At 42.5% G+C, this 13,107-nt stretch carries 11 protein-coding genes and 1 pseudogene; 1 reads left to right on the forward strand and 11 read right to left on the reverse strand.

Annotated features, from left to right (window positions below; genetic code table 11):
* Window positions 1-122: 122 nt before the first annotated feature.
* Window positions 123-695, reverse strand: coding sequence for a hypothetical protein (locus F0251_RS18470; RefSeq protein ID WP_171731537.1), 573 nt, complete (start codon window positions 693-695; stop codon window positions 123-125).
* Window positions 696-840: 145 nt separating this feature from the next.
* The gene (locus tag F0251_RS18480) at window positions 841-1,170 is read right to left on the reverse strand and encodes a hypothetical protein (RefSeq protein ID WP_011080397.1); all 330 of its coding nucleotides are present in this window, start codon (window positions 1,168-1,170) and stop codon (window positions 841-843) included.
* Between the two features lie 941 nt (window positions 1,171-2,111).
* On the opposite strand from F0251_RS18480, the gene F0251_RS18485 reads away from it, so the two are divergent.
* The gene (locus F0251_RS18485) at window positions 2,112-3,494 is read left to right on the forward strand and encodes an MATE family efflux transporter (RefSeq protein ID WP_171731538.1); all 1,383 of its coding nucleotides are present in this window, start codon (window positions 2,112-2,114) and stop codon (window positions 3,492-3,494) included.
* A 94-nt stretch (window positions 3,495-3,588) separates the two neighbouring features.
* Here the strand turns inward: F0251_RS18485 and F0251_RS18490 are convergent, their stop codons facing one another.
* The 9 genes and pseudogenes from F0251_RS18490 to F0251_RS18530 form a co-directional block, all read right to left on the reverse strand.
* Window positions 3,589-4,131: an MSHA biogenesis protein MshA gene (locus F0251_RS18490; RefSeq protein WP_216610961.1), complete on the reverse strand. Its 543-nt coding sequence runs from the start codon at window positions 4,129-4,131 to the stop codon at window positions 3,589-3,591.
* A gap of 390 nt (window positions 4,132-4,521) precedes the next feature.
* Window positions 4,522-5,148 carry a LysE family translocator gene (locus F0251_RS18495; RefSeq protein ID WP_171731540.1) on the reverse strand — a complete coding sequence of 209 codons (627 nt, stop codon included), beginning with the start codon at window positions 5,146-5,148 and terminating at the stop codon, window positions 4,522-4,524.
* A 255-nt stretch (window positions 5,149-5,403) separates the two neighbouring features.
* Complete coding sequence (locus tag F0251_RS18500; protein ID WP_171731541.1) at window positions 5,404-6,264, reverse strand: delta-class carbonic anhydrase; 861 nt, start codon at window positions 6,262-6,264, stop codon at window positions 5,404-5,406.
* Between the two features lie 372 nt (window positions 6,265-6,636).
* Window positions 6,637-7,107: a hypothetical protein gene (locus F0251_RS18505; RefSeq protein ID WP_128164179.1), complete on the reverse strand. Its 471-nt coding sequence runs from the start codon at window positions 7,105-7,107 to the stop codon at window positions 6,637-6,639.
* A 201-nt stretch (window positions 7,108-7,308) separates the two neighbouring features.
* Window positions 7,309-7,686, reverse strand: a complete 378-nt coding sequence (locus tag F0251_RS18510) for a VOC family protein (RefSeq protein WP_128164177.1) — start codon at window positions 7,684-7,686, stop codon at window positions 7,309-7,311.
* 199 nt (window positions 7,687-7,885) lie between these two features.
* Window positions 7,886-9,940 (reverse strand): M4 family metallopeptidase, encoded by a 2,055-nt coding sequence (locus F0251_RS18515; RefSeq protein ID WP_171731542.1) that lies wholly within the window; start codon window positions 9,938-9,940, stop codon window positions 7,886-7,888.
* 400 nt (window positions 9,941-10,340) lie between these two features.
* Window positions 10,341-10,697: a hypothetical protein gene (locus F0251_RS18520; protein ID WP_128164175.1), complete on the reverse strand. Its 357-nt coding sequence runs from the start codon at window positions 10,695-10,697 to the stop codon at window positions 10,341-10,343.
* Between the two features lie 214 nt (window positions 10,698-10,911).
* Window positions 10,912-11,934, reverse strand: a complete 1,023-nt coding sequence (gene trpS / locus F0251_RS18525) for a tryptophan--tRNA ligase (RefSeq protein ID WP_171731543.1) — start codon at window positions 11,932-11,934, stop codon at window positions 10,912-10,914.
* Window positions 11,935-12,164: 230 nt separating this feature from the next.
* A pseudogene (locus tag F0251_RS18530) lies at window positions 12,165-12,968 on the reverse strand (hypothetical protein).
* Window positions 12,969-13,107: the final 139 nt, after the last annotated feature.

Consider the following 13,107-nt stretch of genomic DNA (forward strand, 5'->3'; position numbering starts at 1 on the left):
TAATCGAACAAGAAGGCACAGTGCTCTTGGGTATCTAAGCCCAGTTAACTTTGAAAAACAATATGTCGCTTAATGCGGTGTCCAGTCTTACTGGAGCAGATCACACAATACTCAAATTGGGATCAAAAATCCCAAGCGTTGGGAATCCCTCTTGAACAGTTTGTTAGTTGCGTACTCAACTCGCCCACCAAGCCCTTAATTTGACTTTGTGTATGACCGTCTATAGCTAAACGTTCACTTTCATTAACGAGGAAATCAACTAGCTCAACTGATAAAAATAGTAACTCGGCTAGTTCCTTAAATGTAAAGACATACTGTGATGGATGTTGATGAATAAATGTGTTCCGAGTTGTCTGTAAGCGACTGACGCTTTCCTTTTTAAATCGCCGGTTATCAATGATTTGACTTCCCATGTAAGGGAGAAAATCCTCCTTACGCAATTTTTCATAGAGCCATTCAATATTATCTAAATCGCCATAATCAGCATGGTAGCTGTCTCTTTTCCGTACCAGACGTGAATCTGAAGCAATTAGAGCTAAACACATTGCCGATTGAACCGAATTATGTCCGTATATTACTGCCCATTTAAAATACGAGTTTTGCCCTGCTTCTATTTGAGGTAAAGCATCAAGTAAGCACCGTAATGACATAACAAGATCTGTTTCAAGATCAAATGAGACCAATCTATCTTTCATGTACTTACCTATTATTTCTGAAAGCAACTAACGCCCTGTTAAGGTGTGAGCAACGCAATACCGATGCCGCTGCATACCACTTTAAACACTAAAATCAACGCATAGTGAAAATGCCACGCGTTGCGAATCACTCTTAAACAGTTTGTTATAAAACAATTCTCACCACTGGCTCAATGACAAAATATACCAACCCAATCACAGCAAAGATAAACGACCACTGGGACAAACTGTTGAAACGTCGTAGCAACCAATATTTAGAGAGTTTTTCAGTAACATCTAGTTCTCCGTCGAAACCATAGTAAACCATTGCAAAAATAGCGTTTAAAGCTAATGCTAAGGCAAATGACAACGTAGAAAAGGCTAACGAGTAGCTTGAAACAATCAGGTCAACCTTATCAATGACTGCTAGAAAGTAGGCAAAACTTGCGCCAGTAAAAGCAGTATGAATCCACTTACCATATTCAGATTTTTCCATGTTTGCCCTCTTGTTTTATAACGCCTTGCTAAGGTGTGAGTAACGCAATACAAAAGCTACCGCACGATGCCTTAATAACCATAAGCCACCGCATAGTAAAAATGCCACGCGTTACGAATCACTCTTAAGCAATTTGTTAGTACATGCGCTACTTCTATTTGTGCGCTCCAAGATATTGAAAAGTAGCATAATATGAAAGACTTTGAACACTGAAGTGAGACGGGCAGCTACAAAACTTAAACTCGATTAAGAGACAAAAGTGGGCTAGAAGAAAAACGCACTGAACCGCCCTACTTTGCAAACTTCAAATTAGAAAAGGATTCGGTCCTCGCACTCCGACGGCAACACCAATAGCACCCAAGATTCACACAGAAGCCGCCACAAAAATGAAGAAGCACTAAAGAAATAGATTAAGAGTTAGAAACCGTAAACGATGAAATCAAAGCGAACACTCCGCATATAGTGCCACCGGAAAGAACGTGAAAGGTACAAGCTGAAAGGTGTAAAGACGAGCACCAAAACAGATAAACACCAAAACTGATGACCCTTGATGTCAAACCCGTACTAACAGTTCTTAGACAGAAAAATTCTGCATTTAAATATAGAATTTTTCTATCTAGTTTCTTATGCCATCAATTGTACTAAATTTAGTTCTTCCATAACAGTGACTTATGATGTGCGCATGAAATTCAACAAGCAAATATAGAAACTTTCTATCTAGTATGATTCACATTAAAATCATCAGGTTATGTACATAGAAACAGTATCTAACACCATGCAAATCTGGCGTTCTTCCAGAGCAAATTAGCCCCTGTAAATCCAATGCTTGACCCTATACGGTAAGGTGTTTATATTGTCGCCCGCCCAACGGGGCACATCCTAAAATGCACGCCGGCCATCCTGCCATCACTGGTGCATTTATATTGGTGTTTTGAACTTCCATGCTAACGAAACTTCGTCCTTTTACTCGTGAATCGGGTGCGCTTATGCATCTTTCGATTCCTATCATTTTGACTCAAATAGCTACCCAAGCGATGGGATTTGTCGATACGACAATGGCTGGCCAAGTAAGCCCTGCCGATCTTGCTGCTATTGCACTTGGCACTAGCCTTTGGATTCCCGTGTTGCTGTTGCTACGTGGTGTGATTATGGCGTTAACGCCTGTTGTCGCTTACCACCGTGGCGCTCGTGATTTCCAAAGTATCTCTGTCGAGTTCTTCCAAATGGTATGGCTTGCATTAATTGCGAGCGTGCTACTCATCGCTTACCTCGTAAGTGCCAAACCAATCTTAGAATGGATTGGGGTGGCTGCTGAGATTATTCCTATCGGTAGTGACTATGCGTTTGCCCTAGCCTTTGGTGTGCCGGGTATTGCCCTGTTTTACACTTTGAATGGCTTCTGTGAAGGTATGAACAACACCAAAGTGCCGATGATCATTTCGGTAATTGGTTTGCTGATTAATATTCCAGTCAACTACGTGCTTATTTACGGTAAGTTTGGCTTCCCTGAAATGGGTGCTGTGGGTTGTGGCTGGGCGACGAGCTTGGTGTATTGGTTGATGTCGGGAATGCTGTATTCCTACATTAAAGGTCATCACCACTACAAAACCATTATCAGCTTTGCCGATGCGAAGCCAAAAGCAAAAGAAATGCTTCATCTTCTAAAGCTTGGTTTACCTATCGGTATGAACATCGCTGTGTGTGGCAGTATCTTCGCGGTCATCGCATTGATGATCGGCCGTATTGGTGCAGAGAACGTGGCAGCGGCGCAAATCGCTCTCAATATATCGAGCCTGACTTACGTGATCCCAATGAGTATCTCGTTTGGCATTACGATTCGTGTTGGTCACGCTTTAGGTGAAAAAGACGAACTTGGCGCGATTGAGCGCAGCAAAGTCGGTATTTTGGTGGCAGCATTAATCTCGTTGCTTTCGGTAGCGATGTTCCTACTGTTCCCTGAATTAATCATTAGGCTTTACACAACAGACCCAGTAATCAGCGCAACGGCAGCTGTATTATTGACCTTTACCGCTATGTACCAATTCAGTGATGCTCTGCAAACCTCTGCAAATGGTGCTCTGCGTGGCTATAAAGATACCAAGATCCCGATGATCTTAGCTATCGCTTCATACTGGGGCTTAGCGCTACCAATGGGTATGGTGTTGGGCTTAACCGACTACGTGGTTCCAGCAATGGGCGAAGAAGGCTTTTGGATTGGTATTCTTACGGGCTTGAGTGTGTCAGCCGCTCTGATTCTACTTCGCTTACGATACGTGATTAAGAAACGTGACTTGCCACCAGCAGATGCCGTGGCGACAAATTGAGTTAAACCAATCGACTAATACAAAAAAGCGCGTTACTGCCCACTGGCGATAACGCGCTTTTTTATTCTGTCTTAAAATCTAATGATGCGTTTGTTTAACAGTTGTTGTTCACAATACGAACTGTACACTCACACCCTTCAGCAGGACACTGGCTGCCATTCGTTCGGCCAAAAGAGTCATAAAGCACAAAGCAACCTTGGCGCGACTCTAGATCCGCATCCGTTATGTTCGTGCTATCTAATTCAGCTTGGGTAAAGTCGTAGTCATACCCGATCACAGTGTGTCGATTACCAAAATCAGAAGTTAAGCTGTCATCATCAGACAAGGTCATAAAATCGATCATCGTTAATTTGTCGCCCGACTCGCCTCGGCTTTCTGGGCAAAGTGTTCCCCAATCAACCTCAACACTGCCGATACCAAAGTCGATCACGTAGTTGCTCTGATCACCTGGGTTTGATGCATCTGGATTAAGTCCAGCGATGATAGCTTTAGACGTTACTTGTGTAATGACCCCTTCCATTGCACCCGCAACACCTTCAAGCACCGCTTCTCTTGCTGATTCTTGGATATTAAGAAACCTCGGCGCTGCCGTTACAGCAATAATACCGAGTATCACGATGACAACGATTAATTCCATTAACGTAAAGCCGTTTTTCTTCATAACACCCACATCAGCGACAACTTAAAGATTCGATAACTCAATTATTAGATAACTTAATGAATTATCATTAACTATACATCCTGAATAGCGCACTTAAAACTCGACTTAGAGCGTGATAACACAGTCAACCTCAAATCATTTTATATACATTAAGTTGATATAATTCTTTGAAGCGTTATCACACAAGGGTTAAATCGGTTTTCTACATGTAGTTCTGTTGAGTTAGCTGAGGCTAAACAGGGATCGATTTTAATCCAAATATTTGAGCTTGCGCATGAACGACTAAATAGAGAATGCATACAGATAACGCAAAGGCGAACCAATTTGGTTCGCCTTTTTTAAAGAAACGAGCTTAACAAGCTATGTCTATCGATTTATCGCTAAATATGAGCCAGCCGCAATCATTATTCCACCAGCACTTTGGTTTAATCTTTTATGTGCGCGTGGTGTTTTAAGCAAACTTGCCATTCTGCCCGCACCCATTGCAATAATCATTAAACCGGACATCAAAGCAACCGCCGCTAAAACAGAAACCAAGACAATATCTTGTGAACGTAAAACCGTCAGATCAATAAACGTCGGTAAGAATGAAATATAGAACAGAATCACTTTCGGGTTTGATGCCGAAATCAAAAAGCCTTGCGCGAAACTAGCGAGTTCTGATTTCTGACTTTGTTTTGCCGCGAGCTCCGCTGAGCCTTGCACTTCAGGTAGGCTCTTGAACATCTTGTAGCCCAAGTAAATCAGATAAGCTGCACCAACATAACGAATGACCTCGAAAGCAAATGACCAGTTCTCCGCAATGGTTGCTAAACCAAAACAAGCAAGCACCAAATAAATCAGGTCACTGCATATCATACCTACAGATAGGGAGATGCACTTTCTCCATCCATCGACCATACCACGAGCCAAAATCGCAAATACACCTGGCCCCGGAGTAATGCCAAATATAAACATGGCAATAAAGAATGTAACTGCGCCTTCTAATGACATTAGTTTGACCTTATTTATATAGCTCAACATAATATTTGCTGAACGTAACATGCGATCTTAAGCGGTGTAAAGAAACTATTCACCGATTCTTTATTAACGGTATCAAAGCGTTTAAATCTGATTATATTACTGGCTTAGGATATTCCTCTAATGACAGTCGCTCACTAATTAACAACACTCAAAAATCTTTATTACTAAAAAAGCGAACCGTATGGCTCGCTCTTTATATTTCCGCTTCAGTTAAAAAAAACTTAACTAGTTCGCGATTGGTGACAGCAACTTAGGGTTTACGACTAAGTTTCTCACACCGTGTGCGTGGTCTTCATTAAAGTCGTTCCCCTCACACCAACTACCAACCGTTGCGATGTTCACTTTCGCCACTTGTGGTCTCACACTCCATGTTACTTGGAATGGTGAACCTTGTTCGTTGTAGCCAGGGCCTGTTGTAGAACCCGCATATTGAATCGCAGAGCCTGTGTTTTGTGGAATGTTGGTCGCTTGGTGCAAACCGTTCACTTTAGAGTGTTTAGCTAGCTCTTCAAAATCGAGCGCTTTGTCGTCGTTCACTAAGACGTAAACTTGGGTTTCTACACGCAACTGAGGGTTGGTAATCGCATCATTGAAACACGCACCCAATGTTTCACCCGGCTCCACTTGTGCCGTTGAGTACACATAATGCACTTCGATAGTATCACCAGAATGAAGTGAACCATGGTCACTCGGACAAATATCATGACCGAATGGCTTCAGTTCTGCCTCACTTAGCTTACCCGTGTATTTGAATCCACTTTGGAAACCTTTGCCGTCTCCGTTACCTGCATACTGGGTAAACTCTCCGCCTTTGTGCTCTGCATTTTTATGAAAGTGAATATTACATAAGTTCATCGCTGATGAATCCGGCGCATCAGAGAACAGGCGCTCGTTAGTCCCTTCGTATGAACCTAGGTCACGTGGTGCCTGCGGACCAAAACCTTTGCCTTGTGTATTTTCGGACAGTTGTGCCCTTTGTTCGGCGATAACGCTGTCTGAAACCGCCTCATGGCTAGCACCTGACGCACTCGCCTGTGTCGATAACATAACCATGGCGACGCTTAAAAACACACTTTTGTTTTTCATATCTCTTCCCTAGACTCTTTTTAATTAAACCTAACTGACTGTGTCACAACGGCATATTACTATGCTCATGAGTGAATATAAGACATTGTCTTTGTAAGATTAGATTTCAATGCTTACTTTGGGAGAGTATTCAAACCCTTAGTGCATATAACAAGATCAATTGGTTAAATACGGCGACTCCCTTCCATAACAAGTAAATACCGAGCTGCGCTGACCTGCCTCTTACTCAAATCCAACTCTTGTTGTGTTAGAGAACAGAAACAAGACCTTACATAATCCTTACTAATTTGCTGCCAGTCACCAAATTCAGGATCAAAAAAGGCGAACCCATTGGCTCGCCTATGTTGTTTGTAAGTGATTTTTGAAATCTAGCTATTGTGCTGGTCGCGTTCCTGAAGCAAATATTCCGAAAGTCATGACATTCAAAGCATCTGTCACCCCCTCCAATGATTTGACGACTTGCTTCGTAGGCCCGTTATTGAATATATGACTGCCCAAGCCTTTTTCGCTATGAACCTGAGCATGCTCCTCAGGGGCTTGTTTATCTGCCTCTTGGCTATTTTCATTAGCTTCAGGAGATTCACTCGGCTCATGAGAAGCCGAACCTTCATCGCTATTGATATCACTGTCTTCTGGAGTAATAACGGAGCTGTCGTTAACGTTATTTGCAGAAGGCTCAATGAGCGCTTCACTTGCCGTTTCATTGACCACACCCTCTTCGACACTGTTGTTTATCACTTTTTCATTGCTTGAGATATTTTCGTCAGTTTGATTTTCACTGGTTGTCGCACAAGCAGATAAAAGCAACAGGCTAATAGTTATTGTGATTAATTTTCTGACCATGACGATTGGGACTGGATTAATAAAACATTGTTCGATTGTAAGTAACTTAGGTCAGAAGTTCCAGTTACGCGCTTATTTTCTCGTAACGAGATGTGTACATAATTACGTACTGCTTAGAGGCTCTTGGGTTTACGAAATCTTACTTCAAGCTTAAATAGAGTAACTGATTTATGGATAGCACAATCAATCCATATCGACCTTCTAATAATTCGATACTTCGATTAGGTTACCATCAGGATCTCGCAGATAAATAGAGATGATCTTGTCCACTGCACCCGTTCGCTCGATTGGCCCTTCTTCGATCGTGACGCCTTGTCCATTGATATGCTCGCATACTTTATCAATGTGTGTATTGGTTATGAAACATAGGTCTGCACTCCCGGCTTGAACATGCCTAGCCTTAGGCTCAAACTCTTTCCCTCGCTGATGGAGATTTATCTTTTGGTTACCAAACGATAATGCCCAGCGTCCCTCTCCAAACTGTATAGGTTTCATTCCTAACACTCTCTGATAGAAATCTACTGTTATCTCGATATTTTTAACAGTTAATACAAGGTGATCTAGATGACTTACTTCCATATATGATGGCTCTCCATGAATAACCGACTTCCTGGTTTAACCGCTCTATAGAAGCCCTGAATGTTCGCCACTCATAATCTAGCGCCTAGAAGAGTGACACAAGCATCTTATGCGTCGTTACCTCTCATTATTAACGAATAAAGGGAGTACTTTTAAGCACTCCCTTTGTTCGATTTTTCTATTGGATTAACGGGTTAAGTTAGTTACACATCCCGTCAAATGTCCAATGCCAGTAACTCTGGAATGGATCTGATCCCCAGTTATCAACGTTGGCAGTAAAACGGTTCCCCCAATACTGAACGGTAGCGCCTGCAGGATAGAAAATGTTTGAGCTCCACTCAGGAATATCAACACAAGAACCTTCTGGCTCTGGCTGTGGTTCAGGCTGAGGCTGAGGCAGTTCCAATACACTGCTTACCGCTACATAAGCGTCTGTTGCCCCTTGTGCACCAGATACCATTACGTAGATATCATCCCCTTGTATACCGCCAAAGCCACAATACTCATAGTTATCCAAGTTAGTCGACGAGCAATCATAATCATTCAAGGATGCAGGGCGACCAATAGCAACATACAAATCAACGTTACCGTAACCATTGTAAGTTTGGATCCAAACATCACTTTGAGAGCTGTTCTTTAGAACGAATTGCTGCTGATCGTTACCGCTGCTCAACACAGGTGCAGGCACATTAAACTCGAGAGCCGTAATGCCCGGTGTTGGTGTTGGTGTTGGTGTTGGCGGATTAGGGTTCGGATTCGGCTGACCGGAACCACAATCTTGAACATTAATTCCAACCTGACTAAATGCAGTACGTATCGCTGATGCTTCGTAACCTAGCTTTTGCGCTGCCTTACAAACTCCATCGGCTCCAGCTTGGAAGTTAGATCTTGGCGTCCAGTACAGTTGGTTAGCTGTTGCGTAAGCCATGAACGCTTTTTTAATGTCCCAGCCGTTACTGGTTGCTAAGTGGTAGAATGCTTTGTTGAAGATTCCTGAACTGTGGTGAACATCGATGCCATTGTAGTATTGGTTAACGTGATCGATAGACATCCCATCTTGGCTAGGTTGAATGAAATAGCGCATTGCTGGGCTATACTTCATGACGTGCTCACCCATCTTCCAGTTAAAGCTGCCATGCACATATTCACTTAACGCCGCAGCTGCCACATCAGAGAATGACTCATTCATACCACCTGACTGACCACGGTACTCAAGGTTAGAGTTCTGTTCCGTAAAGCCATGGCTTACTTCATGCGCAATCACATCCCAGGTAGCCAATGGATACATAGACTGGTTGCCATCACCGAACGTCATCTGTTGACCGTCCCAGAACGCGTTACCGTAGTTCGATCCGTAGTGCACACGCATCGTTAGTTTTTGCTGGATAGGACGAGTGTTCAACCACTCTTTATACATGTCGAAAACACGCTGGCCAAAGTAATGAGCATCGTTCATCGGCGCATATGCGCCGTTAATCGCACGATAGTCATTGACGTTTCTACCATAGTTACCATTACAGGCAAACTGGTGAACCTGACCGTAATCTTGGCGATTATTCATGTTCATGGTGACGACGTTTTGGCTGTCCATCTGGCAATATGAATTAACTTGGAATCCACCATACTGGGTATTTGGCCCAAAGTAGTAGCGACCACTTTTTTGGTTACCACCAGGGCCTTCCGCTTCAATGAAAGCAATCCCTTCCCACTGATCAATTAATTCACCAGATTTTGCATCAACGAGCGTAATTGGGCGTGAAGGTGCCATACCTTTGGTTTGCAGAAAATCGACCTTATAGATTAGGCGAGCCTGTTGTTGGTCATCAAGCCAAATGAAAAGATCAGCATTAGGGTTGCGCACTGTCATCGCTGCAATGCCTTTATGCTGAGACTTAGCTATGTCAATGGCCTGCTGCGCGTTGATCATTGGCAAAGTAGAACCAATATCAGCTTCAATACCCGTTAACACTTCTCCATCAACGGCTTGAGCGATACCTCGTTGAGATAGATCAACAACGACTGAATGGCCGTAAACCGGCACCCCGTAATGAATCTGTTGCTTACGTAAGAGTGTTGTCTTGCCCGTCTCAACTCGACTTGCTTCTTGGTAAGCAAGTGGTTGATTTACTGAACTAAAGCCCTGATTTTTTTGATTTAGAACAGTTGATAGATCGACATCGGAATAATTCACGACATTGGCAGCTTGAGAAGTAAACGCTATTGGGAATAGCATTAGCAAATGTGTACCACGCATACATCACCTTTATAATTTTGTTTTTATAAATTCACCCACCGGATGAGCGCGCATCTTAACGATAGATTAGGTGTATGAATAAATGCATCTGGCTTTATATGTGATATTGATTCAGAAGATAACCTTTCACGAACTATAAAATGAGAATGTAAGTCAAAAAAACCAATAAATACGTGCACTTAGAAAACTCTCAGTAAATAAACCTAAAATATGAAGGGATATCAAATTTTGATAATTTCCTGAAATTTGGTACTTCAAATCGCTACGAAATTAAGCGGCTATATCGATTTAAAATAGCAACGCCAACTCACTATCACAAAATTCAAAGCTCCCACTATAAGGGACCAATTAAAATAATGATGAGGTGTGTTGGCGATGAGTATGTTGGTTGAGGTGGGGCTTAGCCTTCGGCTTTATTGAGTGTGTAAGTGATTACACTATCTTCGCCTAGCTTAAACACCCAAGTACTGTCACCGCTAGTAAAGTGATATTCATCCTTGGACGAAGTTGGTGTCAGATTGCCGATGAACTCGGTTAGCTGAGACTCATCTATACGAAAACTCCCTTCCGAAGTATTGGTGTCTAAATCGTTATTTACTTCAATCTGTGCAGCTGAATTAGGCACGATATCTGGCAACCAACCTCTATCAAACAAGCGATCTTGTTGAGCCAGCTCGTAAGTTGCATATTCATCGCTGACCACTTCCGAACAACCAGACAGTAGAAGTAAAATTGGGAGTAACAGTTTGATTTTCATTTAATTCCATCATGTGAAGATAAGGCCTTAGCCACTCTTAGTTGTATTCAAATAAAGAACAGCTCCGAGTGACAAGTACCGTAACAAAAACGATTTTATAAATCAGTTGTTATTCCCATTCAATTTAATTGACTTTATTTACATGCAGCTCACATGGAAATTAATGTTAATCAGTACCTTAACGGCAGGACTTACCTATAAAGCGACCTATCGATCAGAGTATATTAAGACCAAACACGCCCTTTACGTCGAACAAAACAGCTTCCGTTTTTTTTCTCGATACTTGCGTACCTTTGCGTAAAATATCAATCAGCTGCGCTTTGTCATCTAGCAGTTCTGCTCTACGGGACCTTATCGGCCTTAACATCTCCTGCAAGCACTCCTCCAACACCTTCTTTGTTTGTCCATCCCCTAACCCACCTCTGCGGTAATGATTCTTTAACTCACTGACATATTGTGCATCACCATGAAACGCATCAAGGTATGTAAACACAATATTCCCTTCCACTTGACCCGGATCTTCAACTTTTAAATGGTTTGGATCGGTATACATGGACTTTACTGCCGTTCGAATCTCTTTCTCAGTCGCTCCCAGGTTAATGGCGTTTCCCATCGACTTGGACATCTTGTTTTTCCCATCCGTACTTGGAAGTCGTGATGCGTTACTCAGAAGCGGCTTACATTCGTTCAAAATAGACTTACCAGCGAGCGAGTTTAGCTTTCGAACAATCTCGTTTGTCTGCTCTAGCATTGGCAGTTGATCATCGCCCACAGGGACTAACGTTGCATTGAACGCCGTAATATCAGCCGCTTGAGATATAGGGTAAGTGAGAAAACCAGCAGGAATAGAGCGACCAAACGCCTTGTTTTGAATTTCACTTTTGACGGTAGGATTACGTTCCAAACGTGCTATAGATACAAGGTTGCTGTAAAACATGGTCAGCTCAGCTAATACGGGAAGCTGAGATTGAAGGCAAATTGTAGTTTTAGTTGGGTCGATGCCAACAGCCAGATAGTCGGCGACCACATTGAGGATGTTTGAAGAGACCTTTGCAGGATTATGCGCGTTATCAGTCAAGCCCTGCATGTCGGCAACCAATATCGTTTGGTCGTGCTCATGTTGTAAGGATACACGTTGTTTGAGAGAGCCCACGTAATGCCCTAAATGCAAAGGACCTGTCGCACGGTCGCCAGTAAGAATAATTTCTGATTTGTTATCGTTTTGATTTGTTTTCATTGAGTATCTCCAAGTTAAAAAGGCTACTGGAGATATAAAGAGACGACAATCTTGATGACATTCTTAGCTACCTTCCAGCAGCGTAAGAATGTGAGTATTCCGTGCTGCTCTAGATAGAGCACCACCAGAAGAAAACTGAAGTTAAAGAGGGATTAAATTTCATTCTTAAAACGTATCAATATTATTGGTTAACGACAACACATTTTATTAATTCAATTTAACTAACTGTATTAATTGCATAAATTTATAATTCTAGAACGCATGGCTTGGTTAATCTCAAAGTAAGTGTTCAAGAAATTGAGCTGCGATAAAGCCGACTCTGCGGTGTGTTCGTAGCCTTGATTGAAGCTTGGAAGCAGTTGAGCAAACTTAGGAAACCGCGCTTCTAACCTTCTATCAGACATAAACTCATCGACATAGCCAGGTTGTGGATTTTCTGTTTGTTCGACAAGATCAATCAAACGCTCCAATGCATAAGACTGAACAAATCGACTCCCAGAGAGCTTTTCTCCACGGTTATAGCGGGACATACCCACATAAAGATTGGTCAGTGCTTCCCCGATCAACCACTCTTGGGTATTAGCTTGTGGAGCACTTTTTTTCGATGGTACACAGCACCTAGCATCGAACGCCTCTTCCTGCCAAACAATACGACCTGTAGTGGCATAGTGAATATGCGCTAATTCATGGGGTTCAAAGACCGCAAATTCGCAAAAGATTCCATCGGCATACAGAACTTTATAACCATCGACCGTGTTTCGCACGGAATAGTCGATTGGATGGACATCAGATAACCAATTTAAATTGTTTAAGAAGTGCTGCTTTTGTCCTGCCTATACGATCGCAAAGAAATCGACATCTGAGTATTGGTCCAGTCTTTCCGTTTCGATACCAACAGAACCAAGCCCCAACAAGGCAAGCGCCTTATTTGAAGCTCTTAAACACTGCCCAATAGAATCCAAGCGTTGTAGCAGCATTGTTGGGGTAAGTTCTTGTGATGTGATTGGCTGTCGAATGGTGTTATCGGTTTGCATCGTGCTATCCCTGTCAAATTGAATGCCATTCAACCTAACTGAGAGTGATAGCAACGACTAAACACAATTTATAAAATCTGTGTTTTGGATAACGATCTGTGCAATAAATGGATTGATTTAGGAGCTTTCAACTACGACC

Source organism: Vibrio sp. 070316B, from assembly GCF_013114115.1.
GTDB classification, from domain to species: domain Bacteria; phylum Pseudomonadota; class Gammaproteobacteria; order Enterobacterales; family Vibrionaceae; genus Vibrio; species Vibrio chagasii_B.